The organism is Kitasatospora sp. NPDC001540, from assembly GCF_042894345.1.
GTDB classification, from domain to species: Bacteria; Actinomycetota; Actinomycetes; order Streptomycetales; family Streptomycetaceae; genus Kitasatospora; species Kitasatospora phosalacinea_C.
The window spans coordinates 90,391-113,654 of record NZ_JBIAVO010000001.1 but is presented as its reverse complement, the minus strand read 5'-3'; the positions used below and the strand labels follow the sequence as shown (position 1 = coordinate 113,654).

Annotated in this window: 25 protein-coding genes; 14 read left to right on the top strand and 11 right to left on the bottom strand. The window is 74.1% G+C overall.

Going from position 1 to position 23,264, the window contains the following annotated elements; all coding sequences use genetic code 11:
• Positions 1-66: 66 nt before the first annotated feature.
• The 3 genes from ACFY00_RS00525 to ACFY00_RS00515 form a co-directional block, all read right to left on the bottom strand.
• On the bottom strand, positions 67-1,872 hold the full coding sequence (locus ACFY00_RS00525) for a glycosyl hydrolase family 18 protein (protein ID WP_388025706.1): 1,806 nt from the start codon (positions 1,870-1,872) through the stop codon (positions 67-69).
• A gap of 266 nt (positions 1,873-2,138) precedes the next feature.
• Positions 2,139-2,657 (bottom strand): hypothetical protein, encoded by a 519-nt coding sequence (locus ACFY00_RS00520; protein ID WP_388025703.1) that lies wholly within the window; start codon positions 2,655-2,657, stop codon positions 2,139-2,141.
• An 89-nt stretch (positions 2,658-2,746) separates the two neighbouring features.
• Entirely contained in the window at positions 2,747-3,310 is a 564-nt protein-coding gene (locus ACFY00_RS00515) for a DoxX family protein (protein ID WP_388025700.1), read from the bottom strand.
• A 114-nt stretch (positions 3,311-3,424) separates the two neighbouring features.
• Between ACFY00_RS00515 and ACFY00_RS00510 the strand changes: the two genes are divergently transcribed.
• Both ACFY00_RS00510 and ACFY00_RS00505 read left to right on the top strand, forming a co-directional pair.
• Complete coding sequence (locus ACFY00_RS00510; RefSeq protein ID WP_285738081.1) at positions 3,425-3,742, top strand: barstar family protein; 318 nt, start codon at positions 3,425-3,427, stop codon at positions 3,740-3,742.
• A gap of 17 nt (positions 3,743-3,759) precedes the next feature.
• Positions 3,760-4,398 (top strand): MarC family protein, encoded by a 639-nt coding sequence (locus ACFY00_RS00505; RefSeq protein ID WP_388025697.1) that lies wholly within the window; start codon positions 3,760-3,762, stop codon positions 4,396-4,398.
• A 5-nt stretch (positions 4,399-4,403) separates the two neighbouring features.
• On the opposite strand, the gene ACFY00_RS00500 is transcribed toward ACFY00_RS00505, so the two are convergent.
• Positions 4,404-4,835 carry an Lrp/AsnC family transcriptional regulator gene (locus tag ACFY00_RS00500; protein WP_030912821.1) on the bottom strand — a complete coding sequence of 144 codons (432 nt, stop codon included), beginning with the start codon at positions 4,833-4,835 and terminating at the stop codon, positions 4,404-4,406.
• Positions 4,836-5,000: 165 nt separating this feature from the next.
• Here ACFY00_RS00500 and ACFY00_RS00495 point away from each other — a divergent pair, with 165 nt between their 5' ends.
• Both ACFY00_RS00495 and kynU read left to right on the top strand, forming a co-directional pair.
• Entirely contained in the window at positions 5,001-5,828 is an 828-nt protein-coding gene (locus ACFY00_RS00495; protein ID WP_388025694.1) for a tryptophan 2,3-dioxygenase, read from the top strand.
• 86 nt (positions 5,829-5,914) lie between these two features.
• Positions 5,915-7,144, top strand: coding sequence for a kynureninase (gene kynU / locus ACFY00_RS00490; protein ID WP_388025691.1), 1,230 nt, complete (start codon positions 5,915-5,917; stop codon positions 7,142-7,144).
• An 81-nt stretch (positions 7,145-7,225) separates the two neighbouring features.
• On the opposite strand, the gene ACFY00_RS00485 is transcribed toward kynU, so the two are convergent.
• Positions 7,226-8,683: a choice-of-anchor A family protein gene (locus ACFY00_RS00485; RefSeq protein WP_388025688.1), complete on the bottom strand. Its 1,458-nt coding sequence runs from the start codon at positions 8,681-8,683 to the stop codon at positions 7,226-7,228.
• 191 nt (positions 8,684-8,874) lie between these two features.
• Here ACFY00_RS00485 and ACFY00_RS00480 point away from each other — a divergent pair, with 191 nt between their 5' ends.
• Positions 8,875-9,543, top strand: a complete 669-nt coding sequence (locus ACFY00_RS00480; RefSeq protein ID WP_388025685.1) for a 4'-phosphopantetheinyl transferase family protein — start codon at positions 8,875-8,877, stop codon at positions 9,541-9,543.
• A gap of 260 nt (positions 9,544-9,803) precedes the next feature.
• Here the strand turns inward: ACFY00_RS00480 and ACFY00_RS00475 are convergent, their stop codons facing one another.
• On the bottom strand, positions 9,804-10,604 hold the full coding sequence (locus tag ACFY00_RS00475) for an inositol monophosphatase family protein (protein WP_388025683.1): 801 nt from the start codon (positions 10,602-10,604) through the stop codon (positions 9,804-9,806).
• 96 nt (positions 10,605-10,700) lie between these two features.
• Between ACFY00_RS00475 and ACFY00_RS00470 the strand changes: the two genes are divergently transcribed.
• Positions 10,701-11,687 carry an Lrp/AsnC family transcriptional regulator gene (locus ACFY00_RS00470; protein WP_388025680.1) on the top strand — a complete coding sequence of 329 codons (987 nt, stop codon included), beginning with the start codon at positions 10,701-10,703 and terminating at the stop codon, positions 11,685-11,687.
• A gap of 35 nt (positions 11,688-11,722) precedes the next feature.
• The gene (locus ACFY00_RS00465; RefSeq protein WP_033218265.1) at positions 11,723-11,959 is read left to right on the top strand and encodes a DUF2277 domain-containing protein; all 237 of its coding nucleotides are present in this window, start codon (positions 11,723-11,725) and stop codon (positions 11,957-11,959) included.
• Here ACFY00_RS00465 and ACFY00_RS00460 read toward each other — a convergent pair.
• A complete protein-coding gene (locus tag ACFY00_RS00460; protein ID WP_388025677.1) occupies positions 11,928-12,413 on the bottom strand; it encodes a hypothetical protein in 486 nt (161 codons plus the stop codon). The two genes, ACFY00_RS00465 and ACFY00_RS00460, sit on opposite strands and share 32 nt — an antisense overlap.
• 233 nt (positions 12,414-12,646) lie before the next feature.
• On the opposite strand from ACFY00_RS00460, the gene ACFY00_RS00455 reads away from it, so the two are divergent.
• From ACFY00_RS00455 to ACFY00_RS00435, 5 genes are all read left to right on the top strand, one after another.
• Positions 12,647-13,105, top strand: a complete 459-nt coding sequence (locus ACFY00_RS00455; RefSeq protein ID WP_388025674.1) for a hypothetical protein — start codon at positions 12,647-12,649, stop codon at positions 13,103-13,105.
• 40 nt (positions 13,106-13,145) lie between these two features.
• The gene (locus ACFY00_RS00450; RefSeq protein ID WP_388025671.1) at positions 13,146-13,748 is read left to right on the top strand and encodes a class F sortase; all 603 of its coding nucleotides are present in this window, start codon (positions 13,146-13,148) and stop codon (positions 13,746-13,748) included.
• A 241-nt stretch (positions 13,749-13,989) separates the two neighbouring features.
• Positions 13,990-14,847 (top strand): hypothetical protein, encoded by an 858-nt coding sequence (locus tag ACFY00_RS00445; RefSeq protein ID WP_388025668.1) that lies wholly within the window; start codon positions 13,990-13,992, stop codon positions 14,845-14,847.
• Positions 14,844-15,581, top strand: a complete 738-nt coding sequence (gene cseB / locus ACFY00_RS00440) for a two-component system response regulator CseB (protein WP_388025665.1) — start codon at positions 14,844-14,846, stop codon at positions 15,579-15,581. Before ACFY00_RS00445 ends, cseB begins: the two co-directional genes overlap by 4 nt.
• A complete protein-coding gene (locus ACFY00_RS00435; RefSeq protein WP_388025662.1) occupies positions 15,578-16,807 on the top strand; it encodes an ATP-binding protein in 1,230 nt (409 codons plus the stop codon). Before cseB ends, ACFY00_RS00435 begins: the two co-directional genes overlap by 4 nt.
• Before the next feature lie 12 nt (positions 16,808-16,819).
• On the opposite strand, the gene ACFY00_RS00430 is transcribed toward ACFY00_RS00435, so the two are convergent.
• A complete protein-coding gene (locus ACFY00_RS00430) occupies positions 16,820-17,638 on the bottom strand; it encodes a trypsin-like peptidase domain-containing protein (protein ID WP_388025659.1) in 819 nt (272 codons plus the stop codon).
• Between the two features lie 122 nt (positions 17,639-17,760).
• On the bottom strand, positions 17,761-18,423 hold the full coding sequence (locus ACFY00_RS00425; RefSeq protein ID WP_388025656.1) for a TetR family transcriptional regulator: 663 nt from the start codon (positions 18,421-18,423) through the stop codon (positions 17,761-17,763).
• Positions 18,424-18,522: 99 nt separating this feature from the next.
• Between ACFY00_RS00425 and ACFY00_RS00420 the strand changes: the two genes are divergently transcribed.
• Positions 18,523-18,663: a hypothetical protein gene (locus ACFY00_RS00420; protein ID WP_388025654.1), complete on the top strand. Its 141-nt coding sequence runs from the start codon at positions 18,523-18,525 to the stop codon at positions 18,661-18,663.
• On the opposite strand, the gene gcl is transcribed toward ACFY00_RS00420, so the two are convergent.
• Positions 18,653-20,434 carry a glyoxylate carboligase gene (gcl, locus tag ACFY00_RS00415; RefSeq protein WP_388025651.1) on the bottom strand — a complete coding sequence of 594 codons (1,782 nt, stop codon included), beginning with the start codon at positions 20,432-20,434 and terminating at the stop codon, positions 18,653-18,655. The genes ACFY00_RS00420 and gcl overlap by 11 nt on opposite strands.
• Positions 20,435-20,711: 277 nt before the next feature.
• On the opposite strand from gcl, the gene ACFY00_RS00410 reads away from it, so the two are divergent.
• Entirely contained in the window at positions 20,712-21,362 is a 651-nt protein-coding gene (locus tag ACFY00_RS00410) for an NAD(P)-dependent oxidoreductase (RefSeq protein WP_388025648.1), read from the top strand.
• A gap of 68 nt (positions 21,363-21,430) precedes the next feature.
• On the opposite strand, the gene ACFY00_RS00405 is transcribed toward ACFY00_RS00410, so the two are convergent.
• Positions 21,431-22,990, bottom strand: coding sequence for an APC family permease (locus ACFY00_RS00405; RefSeq protein WP_388025645.1), 1,560 nt, complete (start codon positions 22,988-22,990; stop codon positions 21,431-21,433).
• Positions 22,991-23,264: the final 274 nt, after the last annotated feature.

Here is a 23,264-nt window from a genome sequence, read left to right as displayed (position 1 = left end):
GCGCGAGGAGAGGGATCTCCTCGCGCCCCTCGCGGGGTGCGGCTCAGTCGGTCAGCCGGTCAGTGATCAGCAGGCGCCGTTGTCGGTCCAGACGCCCCACTGGCCGCTCAGGCTCGGGTCCTCGTTGGTGGTCCACCACTTGTTGGTGTAGTAGTGGCCCTTCCAGGAGACCTTGGTCGGGGTGGCGTACACGGTGGCGGCGTTCCAGCTCGGGGCACCGGAGCAGGTGCCGGTCGAGGCGGAGGCCGACGCGGAGGCCGAGGCCGACGCGGAAGCCGAGGCGGAGGCGGAGGCCGACGCGGACGGGCTGGCCGACTGCGAGGCGGAGGCCGAGGCCGACGGGGAGGCCGACTGGGTCGGGGCGGCCGGGCAGGAGGCGGCGGAGCCGTTGGTGGCGGTCACCGTCTTGTCGAACAGCGCGGTCTGGGTGCCCAGGTCGTACATCGAGAACATGAACGAGCCGCCGAGGCCGTTGCAGTGCGCGTAGTCGAGCTTGGCCTGGATGGACTGCGCGTTCTCGCCGGACCAGAAGGTGGTGCCGTCGTAGAAGTAGGCGGCCTTGGCGGTGTCGTCCCAGTAGGTGTAGCTGGGGTTGTCGACGAAGCCGTTCAGCTCCTTGTACATCTTGATGCCGGCGACGCCGCCGGAGTAGGTGCCGCCGGGGGCCGGGGCGGACGCCTTCTGGAACAGGCCGTGGGTGGTGCCGGCCGAGACGCCGGTCCAGCCGCGGTAGTAGAACGGGATGCCGACGTTGATCTTCTTCGCCGGGAAGCCGCCGGGGATGCCGTACTGCGGGTCACCCACGGTGTACGCCTTGACCGCCGCGTCCACCGAGTACTTGCCGTTGCCACCCGGGACGGGGTTCATCGGGTCGTTCGGGTTGGTGTAGATCGGGGCCTGGTGGTTGGTCGGGCCCTGGGCCTCCCAACCGCCGTGCATGTCGTACGTCATGATGTCCAGGAAGGTCAGGTACTGGCCGATCTTGTCGGTCTCGACCTGCTTGATCTTGTCCTGGCCGGCGCCGACCGCGGCCGCCAGGCCGTAGGTCTTGCCGTCGGTCTTGCCCTGGGCGTCCAGCTGGCTGCGGAACTCGGCCAGCAGCGCGGTGAAGTTCTGCTTGTCGTTGGGCGAGGCGTGGTTGCCGGTGTGGCCGTTGCCGCCCGGGTACTCCCAGTCGATGTCGAAGCCGTCGAAGATGCCGGCGCCGGTGCCCGGGCCGCCGTAGCCGCCCTGGGAGGGCAGGTTGCCCTTGATGAACATGTCGACGCAGGAGGAGACGAACTTCTTGCGCGCGGCGTCGCTGGCCGACACGTCGGAGAAGTACTTGGAGTAGGTCCAGCCGCCGATCGACATCAGGACCTTGAGGTTCGGGTTCTTCGCCTTCAGCTTCTTCAGCTGGTTGAAGTTGCCGACGATCGGCTGGTTCCAGGTGTCGCCCACGCCGTCGACCGAGATGTCGGCGCCGAAGCTCTTCTGGTAGTCGGCGAAGGAGTCGCCCGCGCCGTCACCCGCGTTGGGGTCGTCCTCGTTCTGCGACGCGGCCTTGTTGGCCTCGAAACAGGTGAGGTTGGTCGGGTCGATGTTCGCGAAGTCGTAGATGACGTAGTCGAGCTTCGCGGCGGCGCCCGTGTCCTGCATCGTCTTGAGGTAGTACGCGTTCGAGTAGATCGACCACTGGTCGAAGTACGCGACCTTGATGCCGCCGCTGGTGGCCGGGGCGCCGGTCGAGTTGGTGGGCGCGGCCTGGGCGGTGCCGCCGGTCAGCGCCAGGGTGCCGCCGAGCAGCAGCGAGGCCGCGGTGCCGGCCGCCAGGGCGGCCCAGCCCTTCGGCCGCCGCCGCGCGGGCGACTGGGGGGAAACGGAACGAAGCATGGCTGCGAGACTCCTGGTTGTGGGGGTCCTGCCGAGTCCGGGCGCGAACCGTGCGAGGTGGGGTCGCACGACCTGGACATGACAGGGGAATCGAGCGTTGGCCTGCACAAACACCAGGTGCGGGTAAGCCGAACCGGCGCCGGTGGTGTAGACCACCGGCGCCGGCCCAGGGGCTCCCTGCACCTGCCAAGTAAAATGGACTAGACCAACTCGGCCGTCAAGAGCGGGATCTGACGCTTACGCCACGCTTAAGGTTCGGTGTCCGGTCAGTACCGCAGGGCGTTGGCCACCACGGGAGTCACGCTCCCCTCCAGCGAACGGTTGCTCTCTGCCGTGGCCTGCGCGGACGCCCCCGCCGCCACCTCCGGCACGTTCACCACCACCGCGTCGAGCAGGTTCCCCGACGCGTCGTCGAAGTTGACCTGAATCGTGTACTTGCCGGACTGCGAACCGTGGTTGGTGACCGTCAGCGGCACCGACAGCTTCCCGTCCGAGCCGGTGGTGGCCTTGCCGAGCGACACGTCGTCCTTCGCGTCCAGCCCGCCCTTCACGCTCGCCAGCGCCGAGGAGGCGGCGGCCTGCGCCGAGGCGCCCAGCGAGGCGGCGGCCGAGCCGATCGCCGCCGTGGCCGAGGAGGCCGCCGAGGCCACCGCCGACTTCGCGCCCTCCAACGCCGAGGACGCCGCCGGGGACGGCGAGCCGTCCGAGGAGCAGCCCGCCAGGGCCGCGCCGCCCAGCAGGACGGCGGCCGTCCAGGCCGCGGCGGCCCGCGTCGATCGCTTCATCAGTGGTGATCCCTTCGCTCGTGGACGTCCGTGGGTGCTCGTGGGTGCTCGTGGGAGCCGTGAGCCGCCGGTGCGGCCCCGGGTGCGGTTCAGGAGAGCCCGGTGCCGTTCTCCCGGGCCGCCTCGTCCGCGGCCCGCGCCTCCCGGCGGCGCACCTCGTCCTGGCGGCGCGCCACCACCGCGGCGGCGCCCGCCGCGCTCGCCGCGAAGGCCAGCGCGCCCAGCCACGGGCGGGCCAGCCGGTGCCCCAGCGCGGCGTCCAGCGAGTAGCGGCCCGCCCCGGCCACGCCCAGGGCCAGGCCGCAGGCGCCCAGCAGGGCCGGGTACTCGTAGCCGCCGCCGTGCGCGAAGAAGCCCGCGGGGGCGTGCACCGCGATCGCGCCCGCCATCGTCCCGGCGACGACCGCACCGGCCGCGGGGGTGGCCAGGCCGACCGCGAGCAGCGCGCCGCCGCCCGCCTCGCCCAGGCCGGCCGCCCGCGCGCTGCGCTCGCCGGGCAGGAAGCCCATGTGTTCCATGGCCTGCGCGGTGCCCTCCGGTCCGGCGCCGCCGAACCAGCCGAACAGCTTCTGTGTCCCGTGCGCGAACAGGACACCGCCGACGGCCGCGCGCAGTGCCAGCAGACCGAGATCCTTGCGGTGCAGACTGGTCATGGTGTTGCCCCTGGTGTGGAAGAGAAGACTTAGGGCCCATCCCAGCGTGCGCACCGGCCCCGTTCGACCCGGCGAAGCCATCCGGGCGACGCGCGCGAGCAGACAGGAGGACCGATGCCCACCGCACCGAAGCCGCCCGAGTACGTCCTGCACGGCGAGCGGGTCGCCGACGAGCCCTCGTTCTGGGCGGAGCTCGGCCGCGCCGTGCAGGCCCCCGACGGCTACTACGGCCGCAACCTGGACGCCCTGGCCGACTGCCTGCGCGGCGGCTTCGGGCCCGAGCCGCCGTTCGTGCTGGTCTGGCAGCGGGCGATGGTCTCGGCGCAGGCCCTGACCCGCCGGGTGACCGGCCCGGACGAGGAGGAGCGCTCCTACTTCGACGCGCTGCTCGACGTGCTGCGTCAGGGTGGCGTCACCGTTCGGCTGCGCTGACGGCCCATCATGGGCGCATGTCGGCGATCACCCTGAGCACCGTCTTCGTCACCTTCTTCGCCGTGGTCGGCCCGCCCAAGGTGCTGCTCGCCTTCGCGCAGCTCAGCCAGAGCCGCACCCCGGCCGAGCTGCGCAGGCTCACCCTGGTGTCCTCGCTGGTCGCGGCCGTGGTCGGCCTGGTGCTGGCCTACAGCGCGGACTTCATGGCCGCGCTGTTCCACATCTCCGACCAGTCGCTGCAGATCGCCGGCGGGGTGATCTTCTTCATCTACGCGGTGGCCCTGGTCCTGGGCATCCACCTCGGCGGCAGCCGGGAGGACGCCCACCTCGCCAACCCGCTGGCCGACGGCATCCGCGAACTGCTGCTGCCGTACGTGGCCAGCCCGCTGGCGATCACCGCGCTGCTGGTCGAGTCGCTGACCAGGGACACCCTGGGCTGGCACTCCACCGTCGCCGCCATGTACGTGGCGGTGATCGCGGTGGACTGCCTGTGCGTCCTGCTGCTGGCCCCGCTGCTGCGGGCCAGTCGGCGCACCTCGCTGGAGGTGCTGTCCCGGCTGCTCGGGCTGCTGCTGGCGGCGGTCGGCGTGGAGATGGTGCTGTACGGGCTGGAGAGCCTGGGCGTGCACCTGGCCGAGCCGAAGAACGGCCACTGACGCGCTCAGGGGCTGAGCGGCCGCCAGGGCACCGGGCTGGAGAGGATCATCGAGCTGGTCGGCTGCCCGTAGCCGCCGAGCCGATCGGTCAGCCGCTCGAACGAGGGCATGTCCGGCACCCCGACCAGCAGCACGCAGCACGCCCCGCCGGTGACCCGGTGCAGTTGGAACACCTCCGGCCAGCTCGCCACCTCCGGGTCGCGCAGCAGGCAGCGCACCCCGTAGCACTCCACCGTGACCAGCGCCATCACCGCCGCCCCGGCCTTCGCCGGGGCCAGGTGGGCGTGGTAGCCGGTGATCACGCCGTCCGCCTCCAGCCGGCGCACCCGCTCCGCGACGGCGGGCGGGGAGAGGTTCACCCGGCGCGACAGCTCGTTGTACGACAGCCGCGCGTCGGCCTGCAGTTCGGCCAGCAGCAGGCGGTCCACCGCGTCCACGGCGGCTCCTTTGCGTTCGTCAGGCGATCGGGGCCCAGCGCCTTGCGATCGGCAGGTCGGTGCCCCCATCCGGGCTACGACGCCCATTCAAGAGCAGGCCGCCGGGACGCACAATGGTGTCCGCCCGCCGCACCCCGGGCGGGCGGACCCGAGGAGGTACCGGCCATGACCGGCCAGACCCACCGCCCCCACCTGCGGTTCGACCCCGAGCAGGGCCCCGGCGCGGCCACCCCCTACGCCCGGTACGTGCACCTGGCCGAGCTGCACGCGCTGCAGCGGCCGCGCAGCACCGAGCCCGCGGAGTACTCGTTCATCGTCACCACCCAGGTGATGGAGCTGCTGTTCGACCTGCTGCACCACGACTGGACCGCCGCCCGCACCGCCCTGCGCGCCGACGACCTGGACGCCGCGCTGGCCGCGCTGCGCCGCGGGCAGCACACCCAGGACGTGCTGATCGGCTCCTGGGACCTGCTGGCCACCATGACGCCCGCCGAGTTCAGCGCCTTCCGCCCCACCCTGGGCGAGGCGTCCGGCTTCCAGTCCTCGGCCTTCCTGCGGCTGGAGTTCCTGCTCGGCAACCGCAGCGAGGGCCTGCTGGAGATGTACCGGGACTCCCCCGCCGAGTACGACGAGCTGTTCGCGGCGCTGCACACGCCCGGCCTGTACGACGAGGCGCTGGCCGTGCTGGCCCGGCGCGGCCTGGCGATACCCGCGAAGCCGGTCACCGCCCGGCACCGCCACGACGAGGCGGTCGAGACCGCCTGGCGGGCCGTCTACACCGACCCGGAGCTGGCCGACCTGGTCCGGCTCGGCGAGGCCCTGCTGGACACCGCCGAGCGGGTCACCCGCTGGCGCCAGCGCCACTACTCCGCCGTCAAGCGCACCATGGGCGGCAAGCCCGGCACCGGCGGCTCCAGCGGCCTCAGCTGGCTCAAGCAGTCCGCCGACCAGGACGTCTTCCCCGAGCTGTGGACCGTCCGCAACGAGCTGTGAGCCCCGTCCCGGCCTCGCGGCCGCAACGATCCGAGCCGCCCCGGCCCCACGCCGCACCGGCCTCCGAACCTCCCGGGAGCAATGCCGTGACCCCCACCCGCGAGCAGTGCGCGGCCCGCGACGCCGCCGACCCGCTGCACGCCCTGCGCGCCGAGTTCGACCTCCCCGCCGGGGTGCTCTACCTGGACGGCAACTCGCTCGGCGCGCTGCCCCGCCGCACCCCCGGCCACCTGGCGAAGGTGCTGGCCGAGGAGTGGGGCACCGGGCTGATCCGCTCCTGGAACGAGGCCGGCTGGTTCCACCAGCCCGGGCGGCTCGGCGACCGGCTCGGCGCCCACCTGCTCGGCGCCGCGCCCGGGCAGGTGGTGGTCTGCGACTCCACCTCGGTCAACCTGTTCAAGGTGCTGGGCGCGGCCCTGCGGCTGCGCCCCGGCCGCCCGGCGCTGCTCGCCGAACGGCACGCCTTCCCCACCGACCTGTACATCGCCGACGGCCTGAGCGCCCTGCACCCCGGCGCCCGGCCGGTGCTGCTGGACTCCGCCGCCCAACTGGACGCCGTCCTGGACTCCGAGGCCGCCGTGGTGCTGCTCTCGCACGTCGACTACCGCACCGGCGAACTGCTGGACATGGCGGCCGTCACCGAGCGGATCCACGCCGCCGGGGCGCTCGCCGTCTGGGACCTGTGCCACACCGCGGGCGCGCTGCCGATCCACCTGGACGCGGCGGGCGTCGACTTCGCCGTCGGCTGCGGCTACAAGTACCTCAACGGCGGCCCGGGCGCGCCCGCCTTCCTGTACGCCGCGGCCCGCCACCAGGGGGACGCCCGGCAGCCGCTGACCGGCTGGTTCGGGCACGCCCGGCAGTTCGACTTCGAGCCCGGCTACCGGCCCGCCGAGGGCGTCACCCGGTTCCTGACCGGCACCCCGCCGATCCTCGGACTGGCCGCGCTGGAGGCCGCGTTGGAGGTCTGGGAGCTGGCCGACCCGGCCGCCGTCCGCGCCAAGAGCCTCGAACTGTCGGACCTCTTCCTGGAGTTGACCGCCGACCTGGACGTCGAACCGGTCACCCCGCGGGAGCACGCCCGGCGCGGCAGCCAGGTCGCGCTGCGGCACCCGGACGGCTACGCGGTGGTCCAGGCGCTGATCGCCCGCGGCGTGATCGGCGACTTCCGCGCCCCCGACCTGATGCGCTTCGGCTTCACCCCGCTCTACCTCTCCCACGCCGACGTGCACGACGCCGCGACCGCCCTGCGCGAGGTGCTGGCGAGCGGCGAGTGGCGCGCGGAGCGCTTCGCCCGCCGCGGCGAGGTCACCTGACGCCCCCGGAACACCGGCGTCCCGGGACGCGGCAGGACGGCCGGGGCCCCGCGGGGCGCCGGCCGTCCTGGGTCCTGACTGCTAGCTGTGGCGTCCGCGACCGCGGGCGCGGCGGGCCAGCGCGAGCACGCCGCCGCCCAGGCCCAGCAGCACCGCGGCGGCCCCGGCCGCCGGGGCGACCAGGTCACCGCCGCCGGTGTCCGGCAGCGGCGGGCCCGCCGGGGTCGAGGAGGAGCCGGTCGGCACGGGCGTGCTCCCGCTCGGCGAGGGCGACGGAGCGGGACCGGTGCTCCCGCTCGGCGACGGGGAGGGGCTCGGCGACGGGCTGGGGCTCTCGCTCCGGGACGGGGAGGGGCTCGGCGAGGGCGACGGGCTGGTCGAGTCGCTCGGCGAGGGCGAGGGGCTCGGAGACGGGCTGGTCGAGTCGCTCGGCGACGGGGACGGCGAGGGGCTCTCGCCGCAGTCCGGCAGATCGCCGTTGAACGGGTAGTTGTGGATCTCGGTGCCCGCGCTGCCCTGCTGCTGCAGGTTGCCCGCCAGGTAGACGCGGCCGTTGGTCCCCGGGTTGGACAGGATCGTCGTGCTGTCCGGGTTGCCGGTCATGATCGAGCCCTGCCACTGGGCGGTGCCGATCACCGACACGTTCGTCGCGGTCGGGAAGTTCCACATCAGGTTCGGCCGCAGCGTCGTCAGCGGGTCGTCGGCCACACCGGTACCGCTGCTGGTGTTGACCGTGACGTTGCTGCCCGTCATGTTGACGATCACCGTGGCACCGGCCGGGATGCCGGTGAACGAGAGCAGCCGGATGCCACCGTCGGTGCCGATGCTCCGGTCGTAGGTGAAGACCTGCCGGGCGCTGGTGCCGTCGCCGGTGAAGGTGACGGTGGTCCCGTCGTCCACCACCGTGCCGGTGGCGGTCTGCCGGGCCATGCAGGCCGAGTCGTTCTCGATGATCGTCCGCAGCGGCTTGAACTGGTCGATCCGGGTCGGGTCCTGGATCGCCTGGCCGGTCGGGGTGATGTCGTAGGCGCCGGTCAGCGTGGTGCCGTACACCAGGTTGCCCCACAGGGCCTTCGGCGGGTTGGCGAAGAAGTCGGTGCCGCCGATGAACAGCCGGCTGGGGTTCTCCTGCGAGTTGTCCATGGCGACCGAGCCGCCGACCGTGACGTGGTCCGAGCCGTTCGGCGGGGTGACCATCGAACCGACGCCCACCACGCCCATGTTGAACGCGCCGCCGATGGCCTTGTTGATGTCGAGGTTGCCGAGGATCGCGATCTTGCCCTCGGCCTCGGCCGCGTTCTGCCGCACCAGGTAGTTGCCGCCGACGAAGACGTTGAGCGAGGCGTCCGCGCCGTTGAACGGGCCGGTGTGCGGCGGGTCCCACTGGCTCGGGCAGTCCGGGCCGGAGCAGGGGCCCAGCGGCGGTGCCATCTGGGCGGCGTCGCCGACCGCGGCCAGGGTGATCAGCGGGGCGGCGGCGAGTGCCGCCACCACCGCGAAGCGGAGCAGTGGGTTCTTGCCACGGACGCCGTGTCGCACGGACACCCCTCTCGTTGACGGTGGGTCAGCAGGCAGTGGACCCGGCCAGCAAAGAGGAAGTGCCGCGCCGTCCCGCGGTGCGGGACACCGACGCGCCGAAAAAGCATTCGAACGGACTACTGCGGGCTACTTTGGCTCCGACAGTCGTGGGGCCCGCCCGTCCGCCGGGCCCGCCCGGAAGAGGGAGAACCGTGCCGAACCCCCCGTTCGCCGTGCTCGCCACCACCGCCGAGGTGCTCGCCCGGCCGGACGCCGACGAGCGGTTGCTCACCGCGTTCGAACGCGAGCGGCTGCGGCGCTTCCGCCGCCCGGCCGACCGCGAGGACTACCTGGCCGCGCACCTGCTCGTCCGGTACTGCGCGGCCGCGCAGCTGGGCACCGAGCCCGCCGCGCTCGCCTTCGGCCAGCGGTGCTCCGGCTGCGGCGCCGCCGGGCACGGCCGCCCCCACCTGACCGACCGGCCCGGCACCCACCTCAGCCTCTCCCACACCAGCGGCGTCATCGCCGCCGCGGCCGCCCCCGTGCCGGTCGGCGTCGACGTCGAGCACCTCGGCCCGCGCAGCACCGACCCGGCCTCCCTCGGGCACGTCCTCACCCCCGCCGAGGCCGCCCTCGTCCGGGGCCACCCCGATCCGACGGCCGCCTTCCTGCGCCTGTGGGTCCGCAAGGAGGCGATGATCAAGCTGGGCCGGGCCACCCTCGACACCCTCACCTCGCTCGACCTCTCCCACCTCCCCCTCGACCCGCTCGCCGACCACCGCGACGGCGAGCTGCACTACCTCGAACTCACCACGCCCGGCGCCGTGTTCACCGCCGCCGCCGAGCTGCCCGTCCGGCTCGTGCAGCTCGCCGAGCTGTAGCGACCGGGGCGCTCAGCGGTAGCGCTCCGGGTCCGACGGCTCCGGCGCGCCCCCGGCGGAGCGGCCCGTGACGTACACGGCGGCGCCGAGTTGGACGGCGATGCCGCGGCCGCCCGGGTGCCGCCCGCGACCGGGGCCGCCTTGTCGGCGGGCGAGGGGCGTGGTGCCGTCACGGGCGGACCTCCCGGGGGACGGGAGAGGGCGTCCCCACGCTCGCCGACGCCGTGGACGGCGCCCGCCGCGACGGGCGGCGGCGGCCGTCACACCTGCCGCAGCACCGCCACGAGTTCGGCGTGCACGCCGGGCGCGGCGGCGAGGAAGGAGGTCGCGGCGGGCGTCCACGGGGCGCCCTGCGCGTCGCTGACCCGGGCCCCGGCCTCGGCGGCGAGCAGCGCGCCGGGCAGCAGGTTGGCCGGGTCGGCGCCGTACTGCCAGAACGCGGTGAGGTGGCCGGAGCCGACCTGGGCGACCTGCAGCGCGGTCGGGCCGAGGTTGCGGACGGCCGCCGCGTGCGGCAGGACGGCGGCCAGCGCGGCCCCGGCGGCGCGGCGCGCGGCCGGGTCGCGGGCGACCTGCGGGGGCTGGGAGGTGGCGACCACCGCGGTGGCCAGGACGCGCGGACGGGGCGCGCGGCGGCGGCCGTTCAGCCGGGCGCCGCCGCCGAGCCGGGCGGTGTGGGTGGCGCCGAGCAGCGGGGCGTGCACCACGGCGAGGACGGGGGCGCCGTCGCGCAGCAGGGTCGCGGTGACCGCCCAGTGCGGCAGCGCGCTCAGGTACTGGACGGCGCCGTCGGTGGCGTCGCACAGCCACCACTCGCCGGCCCCGGGCACCTCGCGGGCCCACTCGTCGCCCAGCCAACCGGCCTGCGGGCGCAGCGCGGTGAGGCGTTCGCGCAGCATCCGGGCGGCGGGCCGGTCGACGGCGTCGAACGCGGCGCGCGCCTCGGCGGGGGTGGCGGCGGCCAGCGGCTCGGTGCCCTGCCGCTCGGCCAGGTGGCGGCCGACGTCGCGCACGGCCCGTTCGACGGCGTCCAGCAGTTCGGCGTCCAGCGGTTCCTGCACGGTGGGGTCCTCCTTCGTTCCGGTGGTGGTCCAGGAGTACCGTCGGGGCGGCGCTCCGGGACGTCCCGGGGCTGGGAGCGACGGAGATCGGACACCATGGGCACCGAGACGACGGATCCCGCCACCGTGCTGGACGCGCTGGACCGGCGGCTGGTGCACGCCCTGCAGGTGGACGGGCGGGCCGCGCCGGGGCGGATCGCCGAGGTGCTGGGGGTCTCCGCGCGGACGGTGACCCGGCGGCTGGGGCGGCTGCTGGGGACGGGCGCCGTCGCGGTGGTGCGGATGCCGGACGCCCGGGCGGCCGCGCTCGGCGCGCTGCTGCTGCGGGTGCGGGTGCTGCGCGGGCGGGTCGACGCGATCGCGCTGGCGCTGGCCGCGCAGGACGCGGTGCCGTTCGTCGACGTGATGCTCGGCGGGCAGGAGGTGTCGGCGGTGGTGCTGGCCGACGCCTCCGCCCGCGACCGGCTGCTGCACGGGCGGCTCCCGGCCACCGACGCGGTGCTGGAGTCCACCGCGCACGCCGTGCTGCACCTGTTCGCGGACGCCTCCGCCTGGCGCTGCGGCGCGCTGACGGCCGCTCAGGAGGCCGCGCTGGCCCCGCCGCCGTCCGCCGAACCCGGACCGCCGCCCGTCCTGGACGCGCTCGACCACCGGCTGCTGGACGCGCTGGGCGTCGACGCCCGCCGCTCGCACGCCGCGCTGGCCGCCGCGCTGGGGGTGCCCGAGTCGACCGTCCGCCGCCGCCTGCACCGGCTCGGCGCGGGCGGGCTGCTGCGCACCCACGTCAGCGTGGACCCGCGGCTGCTCGGCGTCACCGTGGACGCCAACCTGTGGCTGGACGTCGAACCGGGGCGGCTGGCCGCGACCGGCGAGGCGCTGGCCCGGCACCCGCAGGTGCACGGGGTGCTGGCCACCAGCGGGCCGAGCAACCTGATGGCCGCCGTGTTCTGCCCGGACCACGCGGCGCTGTACCGGTTCCAGACCGAGGTGCTGGGCCCGCTCGGGGTGCGGCGGGTGGAGACCGCGATCGTGGCCCGCGCGGTCAAGCGGGCCGGGGCCCGGCTGCGCCAACTGCCCGGCTGAGCGCCGCTGTCGGCGGGGCGGGGCAGACTGGAGGCATGTGCCGAAGCATCAAGACGCTCCGCCCGCCGATGACGCCCGACGCCACCCCCGAGGACGTGCACGCGGCGGCGCTCCAGTACGTCCGCAAGATCTCCGGGTTCCGGGCGCCCGCCGCGCACAACCGGGAGGCGTTCGACGCGGCGGTGGCCGCCGTCGCGGCGGCCACCGCCCAGTTGCTCGCCTCGATCGAGGTCCGCGGGGTCACGCCCCGTTCGTCGACCCCGGCCGGATGACCATCAGCACCAGGACGACCGCCCACAGCAGGTTGAACACGCCCGCCGTCATCGGCAGCGTCTTCAACTTCCCGGTGGCGCGGGCCGTTTCGGCGTCCCGGTCCTCGGTGGCGTCCAGCGCGTCGACGGTCGCCTGCTGACCGGGCAGCACGACCAGCAGCAGCACGCCCGCCGCGAGGGCCGTCAGCACGATCGAGGCGATGAGCCAGGCGTTGCCCAGCACGCCCATCGCCTGCGCGGTGCCGATGCCCAGCACCGGGATGCCCAGGCCGATCAGCGCGTACACGTTGCTGATCCGGTGCAGCAGCCGCACCGACGCCTGCGCGTCCGCCTGCTCCGGACCCGCCGCGAGCGCGGCCTTCGCCCTGCGCGGGAACATGCTCACCGCCACCGCGACCGGACCGATGCACAGCGCCACGACCAGCAGGTGCAGACTCAGCAGGAACTTGGCCATCGCCGGCGCGACCCTTCCACCACAACGGAACCTCGACGGCCGCCACGCTAGCAGCGCTTATCCCGGCGCCCGACGGCGGAAAGGCCTCCGTGCCCGCCGCTCCCGCGGACTGTTACGGAGCCGGGCGGTGGCCGTTACCGGACCGCCGGTTCACCGAGTGGCGGGCTTCCTAGCGTGAGCGTCCTCGACCTGCGGCCGCCCGGCCGCGGGCGACGAGCGACCGGAGGAACCCGATGTCAGGTACCACGTCCGTCCGCCGGGCGGTGCGGCTCGCGCTGGCCCCCGCCCTCGCCGTCAGCGCGCTCGCGCTGCCCGGCGCCGTCGCGTTCGCCGACACCGCCGGACCGGCCGCGGCCTCCCCGACGCCCACCGCGGCCTCGCCGACGCCCACCGCCTCGGCCCCGGCCCCGGCCTCCCCGTCGGCCGTCCCCACGCCCACCGCCGCTCCGGCCCTCCCGACCGGCCTCCCGACCGGAGCGGGGATCCCCGGGACGTACGGCTCGGTCTCCCTGCCGGGCGCCGCGCCCGGTGCGTCGGCCCCCCAGCTGCCCAAGGGCGGGGCGCAGACCGGCGAGGGCGCGGTCGACCGCGGTTCGACGACCGGACTGGTGGTCGGTGGCGGGCTGGCGGCGGCCGGTGCGGCCGGGGTCGGGCTGCTCGTCGTCCGGCGTCGTGCCGGCAACCGGGCCTAGTCCGGACCGCCGTGGTCGGCGCCGCTGGTGGGCGCCGACCGTGGCGGTCGGGCTGCTGCTCGCGGGCGGGGTGACGGCGGTGGCGTCCCGGGGTTCCGCCCCGGAGCCGGTGCGGATCTCCGCGAGCGGCCCGGTCACCCTCCCGTCCTCCACGGCACCTTCGCCCGCGGCGCCGTCGTCCACGGCGCCGTCGCCCGTCGCCGTCGCGGCGCCCTCGCCGCCGGTGCGGCTGGTGATCCCGCGGATCGGCGTGGACGCGCCGGTGCGGGGGGTCGGTCTCCACCCGGACGGGACGCTGGAGGTGCCGCCGCTCGACCGGCCGGAGCAGGTCGGCTGGTACCGCGCCGGGGAGGGTCCGACCGTGCTGCTCGGGCACTACGACACCCGCCGGGGCCCGGCGGTGTTCCACGGCGTGCCGGGGCTGCGCCCGGGCGACCGGATCGAGGTCCGGCAGCAGGACGGCGGCACGCGCGCCTACCGGGTGCGCGAGCTGCACCAGTACGCCAAGGACGCGTTCCCCACCGAGCTGGTGTACGGCGCGACGCCGGGCCCGCAGCTGCGGCTGGTCACCTGCGGCGGCGCGCTCGGCCGCGACGGCCACTACTCGGACAACATCGTCGTCTTCGCCGACCCGCTGCCGTAGGGTCCGTCCTCAAACCCCCGCCTGCCCCACAACGCCTGGCACGCCCTCTCGCCGCACCGGGCGAAAGACCAAGTACACCCAGTACGAGGCCTTCCACCCGGCACGCCGAGAGCACGCACCAGACGCCGCAGGGCTGCGACGGGGATTTGAAGACGGACCCTAGCACCGGGGGCGGCGGGCGTCCGCCCCCGGTGGTGCAGACTGGCTGCGCCCGCCCGCCGACCGAAAGGCTCCGTCCGACGTGAGGACCCGGCCCCCGCGCACCACCCTGCTCACGTGCGTCCTGCTCGGTCTGCCGGTCCTCCTCACGGTGACCGGCTGCCGGGCCCCCGGCGGCCTGGAGGACGCCGGGGCGGCCCCGCCGGTCCGGGCCCACCCGAGCCCGCAGCCGCTGTGGCCGGACGCCGCACCCACCCCGGTGGCCCTCCCGGACGAGGTGGTCGGGCTCAACACTCTCCCCCTCGTCCCGCTGCCCGGGCTGGTGCTCGACACGCTCGCCGGGGCCGACGCCCGCACCGTGCTCGCCGCGGACCCGGCACTGGCCCCGGACGAGCGGGCGGCCCTGGCCGGCGGGTGCCCCAGCTGCGAGGTCCGCCCCGCCCAGTACCGCGACCTCGACGGGGACGGCAGCCCCGAACTGCTGACCGCCGTGCTGTCCGGCACCGATCCGGACGCCGCCCGGGCCGTGCTGCACGTCTACGCCCTGCACGACCACCAGGTGCTGCCGGTGCTGGCCGTCCCGCTACCGCCGCGCTTCACCGCCGAGACCGTCGGCACGGACCTGGTCGTGCGCGAGCACACCACTCCGGGCGCCGAGATCAGCCGCACCTACCGCTGGAGCTCCGGCCGGCTGCTCCTCGCCGACCAGCGGATCAAGGTGTTCGGGCCCGCGGGCGCCGCCGAGTGCCTGCTGACCAGGACCTGCGACTCGGCGTCGGTGGTCGTGGTCGGGTCGACGTCCTCGCCCAGCCCTGCCCCGGCCGCTCCGACCCCCACCGCCCAGGCCGTCCCCACCGCCCAGGCCGTCCCCACCGTCCCGGCCGTCCCGGACGGCACCGCCCCGGGCGCTGCCCGCCCCACCGTGACGAGGACCAGATGAGCACCCCCGTGCCCGGCGCCCCGCGGATCCTGCTGGTCGAGGACGACGAGGTGATCCGCGAGACCACCCAACTGGCCCTGGAGCGCTACGGGTTCCCCGTGGACACCGCGGCGGACGGCCTGGAGGGCCTGGAGCGGTTCCGCGCCGACCCGCCGGACCTGCTGCTGCTCGACGTGATGCTGCCACTGCTCGACGGGGTCGGCCTGTGCCGGCGGATCCGCGAGGAGAGCCAGCTGCCGATCCTGATGATGTCGGCCCGCACCGAGCCGGTCGACGTGGTCTCCGGCTTGGAGGCGGGCGCCGACGACTACGTGGTCAAGCCGTTCGAGACCGCCGTCCTGGTCGCCCGGATCCGCACCGTGCTGCGGCGCACCGGTCTCCAACCGACCGCCGCCACCCCGAGCGCCGCCGCACCGGGCGCCGCCGCCCCGGCCCCGGAGCGCGCGGTCCGGGTGATCGACGACCTGGAGGTGGACACCGACGCGATGGAGGTCAAGGTGGCGGGCCGCCCGGTGCCGCTCACCCCGACCGAGCTGCGGCTCCTGCTGGAGTTCACCGCCGCGCCGGGCGTGGTGCTGGAGCGGCAGACCTTGCTGGAGCGGGTCTGGGACTACTCCTGGGGCGCCGACAGCCGGGTGGTGGACGTGCACGTCCAGCGGCTGCGGGCGAAGATCGGCGCCGGGCGGATCGAGACCGTCCGGGGCTTCGGCTACAAGCTGCGGCGGACGCCGTGACGCTGCGCCGGCAGATCGCCGCCGTGATCGCCCTGGTCTCCTGCCTGGTCGCGCTCGCGGTGGGGGTGCTGGTCCACCGGGCCTCGGTGCGCCAGCACACCGGCCAGGCCCGCGCGTCCGCGCTGGCCGCCCTGGACTCGGTGCTGACCGGGTACGACGCGACCGGGGAGCTGGTCGCGGGCTGGCACGCCGCCGCCGACGACCCGGCGCTGCCGCCGGACCTGCGGCGGCTGGCCGAACGGGGGCGGCGGGGCTCGGTGCTCGGCCCTGGCCCGCAGGGGCCCGCGATGTGGGCCGCGGCCGGTGCCGGCGGGCGGGTGCTGTCGGTGCGGATGGACTACGCCGCGGACGCCCGGGCGATCGCCGAACTGGACCGCGCGGTGGCGGTCGGCGCCGCCCTGTCGGTGCTGGTCACGGTGCTCGCCGGGGTGCTGGCCGCCGACCGGATCAGCAGTCGGCTGCGGGTCGCGGCCCGGACCGCCCGCACCATCGCCCGCGGCGACCTGGACGCCCGGATCGGGCCGCTCGGCCGGACCCGCGACGAGGTGGCCGACCTGGCCGCCGCGGTCGACTCGATGTCCGCGGCGCTGCGCAGCCGGCTGGCGGGCGAGCAGCGCTTCACCGCCGACGTCGCCCACGAGCTGCGCACGCCGCTGACCGGCCTGCTGACCGCGTCCGAGCTGCTGCCGCCCGGCCGCCCGGCCGAGCTGGTCCGCGACCGGGTGCGCGCGCTGTGCGAGCTGACGGAGGACCTGCTGGAGGTGTCCCGGCTGGACTCCGCGGCCGACGCCCCGGAACTCGTCGACCTGCCGCTCGGACCGCTGCTGGCCCGGAGCACCGCGCGCACCGGCGGCGGGGTCGAGCTGCGGATCAGCACCGACGCGGTGGTCAGCACCGACCCGCGCCGCTTCGACCGGGTGCTCGCCAACCTGCTCGCCAACGCCCACCGGCACGGCCGCCCGCCGGTCCTGGTGACGGCCGAGGGCACCACCGTGAGCGTGCGCGACCACGGCCCCGGCTACCCCGAGGAGATCCTGCGCGAGGGGCCGCGCCGCTTCCGCACCGGCGCCCGGGAGCGCGGCGGCGGCCACGGCCTGGGCCTGACCATCGCGCAGGGCCACGCCCGGGCGATCGGCGCCGACCTGCAACTGGCCGACCACCCGGACGGCGGCGCCCTGGCCCGGCTCGTCCTCCCCGGTCCCCGGGAGGAGCCGCCGGGGCCCTGAGCCGGACCGGTCCTACGGGCGGGGCAGCACGCAGCCCGTCCGGGTCAGGTCGAGGACGTTGCCCGGGGCGAAGCAGTTGGGGATGGTGTAGGTCTCCTGGGCGTAGCCGATGCCGGGGTGGATCGTGACGGTGCCGTTCTGGTCGACCTCGCAGGGGTTGTCGAGGGTGCAGCTCTGGCCGTCCTCGTTGATGGTGTTGTTCACCGCGACGACCTGGCCGCTGGTGGCGTCGACCACCGGGGAGCCGGAGGTGCCGCCGATGACGTCGCAGCCGGAGGTGTAGCGGAGCGAGTCCTTGAAGGTCCAGCCGCCCTCCTTGAGCCGGTAGGCGAAGCCGTCGACGCTGCAGGAGTAGATCTTCTTCCAGTAGCCGGAGACCACCTTGATCGAGCTGCCGGCCACCGGGTGGGTGGTGGACATCGTCAGCGGGGATATCCCGTAGCGGCTCTTGATCGTCGCGTAGCTGGTGCTCAGCCGGTAGAGGGTGACGTCGGTGTCGGTCATCGTCGAGTAGAGGACCCGGTTGGCGCGCACCGTGCCGAGGCTGCCGCCGGTGGAGCTGAGCAGGGTGAAGCTGCGGGTGGAGGCCTGGTTGGTGATCACCTGCCCGGCGGCGGGCATGCCGCTCTCCAGGCAGTGGCCGTTGGTGAGGATCAGCCCGGGGTCGCTGTCCACGGAGGTGGGCATCCGGACGAGGGAGCCGGAGCAGTTGCTGAGCGCGACCGTCCCGGCGAAGTTGACCGTGGCGGCGGACGCGGGGGCGGCGGTGACCAGGGCGGTGGCCCCGGCGAGGGTGAGCGCGCAGAGCGCACCGGTGAGCGGCTTCTTCATGAGGGTGCCTCTCGGGGTGTGGGGGTACCACTGGGGGGTTCCACTGGGGTTCCCCTAAGTTGGCGCGCCCATGACACCGTGTCAAGAGTGCGGTCCCGGCGGCCGCCCGCCTTGACAGACCGTCAACTCGCCTTCCAGTGGCGGCTGCCCAGGTTGATCAGCCGCAGCTGGGTCCGCACCGTGCGCGCGATCGCCGCCCGCTCCTCCGCGTCCGCCTCGACCAGCGCCAGCGCGGTGGAGACCATCCGGTCCACGTACAGCTCCGCCAGCATCCGCCGGTCGGCCGCCGACCAGTCGGCGGTGTCCGGCTGGACGGCCAGCAGCCCCGCCAACTCCTCGGCGAACCGCGCCAGTTCGGCGGCGACCGCCTCCCGGACGGGCCGCACCCCGCCGTGCCGCTCGCGGGCCAGGAAGCGCATGTACGCGGGGTGCTCCGCCACGTGCGCGGCGATCACCTCGACCGAGCGGTCGATCAGCAGCTCGGCCTCGCCGCTGCCCGCGAACACCGCCCGGACCATCACGTGCAGGTTCGCCAGCGACTCCTCGACCAGCACCACGCCCAGCTCCGCGAGGTCCGCGAAGTGCCGGTAGAACCCGGCGGGCGACAGCCCCGCGGCCCGGGTCACCTCGCGCACCCCCAGACCGCTCAGGTTCTGCCGCTCCAGCAGCCCGAGGGCGGCGTCCAGCAGGGCGCGGCGACTGGCCCGCTTCTGCGCCTGCCTGGCACCGGGGGCGGGCGCGGCAACGGGGGCGGGGGCGGGGGCGGGGTCCGGGTGGCTCGTCACGGGGTTCAGTAAACAGTCGTTTGCCGAATCTGGCCAGCCCCACTAGAGTACTGACCGGCATTCAGCGAACACTCGTTCACCGAACTCGGAGGTGCCACCGTGCTGCTCGTCGCCCTGCTCGCCCTCGCCCTCGTCGCCTGGTCCATCACCCACCTCGCCGCCCCGGTCCTGCTGGTGAGCACCGCCGTGCTCGCGCTCTGGCTCGCCGGCCGGGCCCTGCACCCGCGCTCTAGGCCTTGAGCGGGCGGATCGCGGTCGGGGCGTCGCCCGGGGCGGTGGCCAGCTCCTCCCACTCCATGACCTTGTCGATGTCCGCGGCGGCCATCGAGATGTTGGTGACGCGCTCCAGGATCGCCTCGACCACCACCGGGACGCGGAACTCGGCGGCCAGCTTCTTGGCCTCCTCGAACGCGGGCAGCAGGTCCTCGGGGCGGGTCACCCGGATCGCCTTGCAGCCCAGCCCCTCGGCGACCCGGACGTGGTCGACGCCGTAGACGCCCAGCTCGGGGGCGTTGACGTTCTCGAACTCCAGCTTGACCTGGAAGTCGATGTCGAAGTTGCGCTGCGCCTGCCGGATCAGCCCCAGGTAGGAGTTGTTGACCAGCACGTGCACGTACGGGATGCGGTGCTGGGCGCCGACCGCCAGCTCCTCGACCATGAACTGGAAGTCGTAGTCGCCGGAGAGCGCGACCACCTGCCCCTCCGGGTCGGCGGTGGCCACGCCGAGGGCGGCGGGGATGGTCCAGCCGAGCGGGCCGGCCTGGCCGCAGTTGATCCAGTGGCGGGGCTTGTAGACGTGCAGCATCTGGGCGCCCGCGATCTGCGAGAGGCCGATGGTGGTGACGTACCGGGTCTCGGGGCCGAAGGCGCGGTTCATCTCCTCGTAGACGCGTTGCGGCTTGAGCGGCACGTCGTCGAAGTGGGTCTTGCGCTGCAGCCCGGCCCGCCGCTCCTGGGTGCTCGCGGCCCACTCCCGGCGGTCCTTGAGCCGTCCGGCGGCGGCCAGTTCGCGGGCGACCTCCAGCAGCAGCACCAGCGCGGCCTTCGCGTCGGAGGCGATGCCCAGGTCCGGGGCGAAGATCTTGCCGATCTGGGTGGGCTCCACGTCGATGTGGACGAACTTCCGGCCCGCGGTGTAGACGTCCAGGCCGCCGGTGTGGCGGTTGGCCCAGCGGTTGCCGATGCCGAGCACGAAGTCGGAGGCGAGGAAGTTCTCGTTGCCGTAGCGGTGCGAGGTCTGCAGGCCGACCATGCCCGCGTTGAGCGCGTGGTCGTCGGGGACGATTCCCCAGCCCATCAGCGTCGGGACGACCGGGACGCCGGTCAACTCGGCGAACTCCAGCAGCAGTTCGGAGGCGTCCGCGTTGATGACGCCGCCGCCCGCCACGATCAGCGGCCGCTCGGACTCCTGGAGCAGCGCGATCGCCTTCTCGATCTGGACCCGGTTGGCGACGGGCTTGTAGACCGGCAGCGGCTGGTACGCCTCGGGGTCGAACTCGATCTCGGTGAGCTGCACGTCGATCGGCAGGTCGATCAGGACCGGGCCGGGGCGGCCGGAGCGCATCAGGTGGAAGGCCTGCTGGAACACGCCGGGGACCTGCGCGGCCTCCAGCACGGTGGTGGCGGCCTTGGTGACCGGCTTGGCGATCGAGGCGATGTCGACGGCCTGGAAGTCCTCCTTGTGCAGCCGGGCGACGGGCGCCTGGCCGGTGATGCACAGGATCGGGATCGAGTCGGCGATCGCCGAGTACAGGCCGGTGATCATGTCGGTGCCGGCCGGGCCCGAGGTGCCGATGCAGACGCCGATGTTGCCCGCCTCCGCCCGGGTGTAGCCCTCGGCCATGTGCGAGGCGCCCTCGACGTGCCGGGCCAGGGTGTGCCGGATGCCGCCGGAGGCCTTGAGCGCGGCGTAGAAGGGGTTGATCGCGGCGCCGGGCACGCCGAACGCCACCTCGACGCCTTCGAGCTTGAGGATCTCCACGGCCGCGCGGGCGGCTGTCATGCGGGGCATCGGCTACTCCTGCCGTCGACGCATCTTCCACGATGCGGAAGAATAGTTTTGGAATGCGAAAGCAAACTAAGACGGCCGCGCCGGGGCCGTCAAGGTAGGTTTCAACAAAACGTTGCAGAGCTGCGCCCCGGGGCCGGAGGTCCGCCCCGCCCGGCTGTCCGTTTTTCACCAGGCCCTGTCGGCCCGGCACCTCGCCCGCCTGCCGGGCGGGCCCGTACGGTCGAGCTGTCGACCGAAAACGCCAAGCGGCGAACCCACCAGAGGAGAGACGTCCACGATGAGCACCATCACCCTGTACGGCGCCACCGGCACCATCGGCTCCCGCGTGCTGGACGAGGCGCTGCGCCGCGGCCACACCGTGACCGCGGTGGTCCGCGACCCCGCGAAGCTGACGTTCACCCACCCGGCGCTGACCGTCGTGACCGGCGACGTGCTGGACCCGGCCTCGGTGGCCGACAGCGCCAAGGGCGCGGACGTGGTGGTCAGCGCGGTCGGCGGCGGCGACGGGCCGGGCCACCAGGCGCTGATCGAGCCGTCCTTCGAATCGCTGGTGGCCGGGCTGCGCACGCTGGGCGCCGACGCGCCGCGGCTGGTCACGGTGGGCGGCGCGGGCTCGCTGCGCACCCCCGACGGCAAGCGGGTCTGGGACGCCGAGGGCCTGCCGGAGTTCCTGCTGCAGATCATGCACGCGCACGGCGACGCGCTGGACTACCTGCGCACCGTCACCGACCTGCGCTGGACCAACCTCTCCCCCGCGGGCACCATCGCCCCCGGCGAGCGCACCGGCACCTACCGCACCGGCCTGGAGGACCTGGTGATCGGCGCGGACGGCGAGAGCCGGATCTCCACCGAGGACTACGCGGTGGCGCTGCTGGACGAGGTCGAGGAGCCGAAGCACCTCGGCGAGCGCTTCACCGTGGCGTACTGAGCCCGCCGCAGGACGCCGAAGGGCCCGGACCGCGGTTCCGCGGTCCGGGCCCTTCGCTGCTCCCCGGCTCAGTCGGGGATGACCAGGGCGGGGGTGTCCCGGGTGAGCACCTCGCCGCGGAAGAACGCCGGGCTGCGGCGCGTCATCACGGCCATCACCACCAGGCCGAGGGCCAGCAGCCCGGCCCCGACCACGAACACCGAGCCGACACCGAACACCGAACTGCCGCTGCCGTACGAGGGGTCGACCATGTCGACCAGCGACTTGCCGAAGATCGCGGCCAGGGTGAGGCCGCCGAGCAGCGGGAAGACGCACTTGAGCAGCGCGTCGCGGACCGAGCGGCGCAGGTCGCGGCGGAAGTACCAGGCGCAGGCGAACGCGGTCAGCGAGTAGTAGAAGCAGATCATCAGCGTCAGCGCGGCGATGGTGTCGGCCAGCACGTGCGAGCTGACCAGGGTCATCACGGTGTAGAACGCGCCGGTGCCGACCCCGGCGGTGACGATCGCCCGGCCCGGGGTCTTGTGGCGCTCGTTGACGGCGGCGAAGGAGGCGGGCAGGGCCTCGTACACGCTCATCGCCAGCACGGTGCGGCTGACCGGGATGAAGGTGGTCTGCAGGCTCGCCGAGGCGGAGGCCAGCACGGCGACGAACAGCAGCACGCCCAGGCCGGTGCCCATCACCGGACCGGCCAGCACCGCCAGCACGTTGGAGGAGGTCTCGGGGTTGCCCAGGCCGGTGCCGGTGGTGCCGATGCCCGCGTACATCTGCACCGCGACGGCGGTGAACAGGTAGGAGCCGACCAGCACCGCCATGGCCAGCATCGCGGCCCGGCCGGGGGTCTTCTCGCTGCCGCCGGTCTCCTCGTTGGCGCTCAGGCAGGCGTCCCAGCCCCAGTACATGAACAGCGACAGCGACAGGCCCGCCACGAAGGAGCTGAAGGAGCTGGCCCGGAACGGGTCGAGCCAGCTCCAGGAGAAGTCCAGCGAACCGGCCGCGCCGTGGCCCGCGGCCTTGACGATCGCCATCACGCCGAACAGGCCGAGGACGGCGAGCTGCAGCCCGACCAGGGCGTACTGGACGCCCTTGGTGGCGGTCATGCCGCGGTAGCTGATCATGGTGGCCACCGCGATCAGCGCCAGGCAGGTGGCCACGTGGACCAGCTTGTTCCCGTTGAGCGCGGCGACCGAGTCGCTGCGGGTGACCTCGCCCAGCAAGAGGTAGAGGTACTCGGTGGCGACGCCTGCGAGGTTGGACAGCACGATGATCGTCGCGATCACCAGGCCCCAGCCGCACATCCAGCCGACCTTGGGGCCGAACGCCTTGACCGTCCAGGTGAACGAGGTGCCGCTGTCCGGGATCTCCTTGTTCAGCTCCCGGTAGGCGAAGGCCACCAGCATCATCGGCAGGAAGCCGGCCAGGAAGAGCGCCGGCATCCGCAGGCCGACCGCGGCCACCGTGGTGCCCAGGGTGGTGGTCAGGCAGTACACCGGGGCGACGGTGGACACGCCGATCACCGCGTTGCCGAGCAGGCCGACCGAGTTGCCGTCGAGGCCCTTGGAGCGGACGCCCCCCGGGGATTGGGCGCCGGGGGCTTCGTCGACGCCCGGGCGGTTGTGGAGCTGAACCATGCCGGAACCGTAGCTCCCACTGTTTCCGCAGCAGGCCGGGGCCGAAGCCGGGAGATCGCCTGGGTTTCCTCGAGATGATAGGGTCATTTTCCATGGATTGCATGGTCTTCTGACGCATAACGCCTTCGTTTCGACCCCCAGGACCGCCCTCCGCCAGGGGACGAAAACCGCACACCACCCGGTTTCCGCCTTTTCGGGCACGAGTATGAGAAACGCCACATAGCCATCCGAACCGGAACCGGTCGTTCGGGCACCTCTGGTTCCCCCGGCCGCG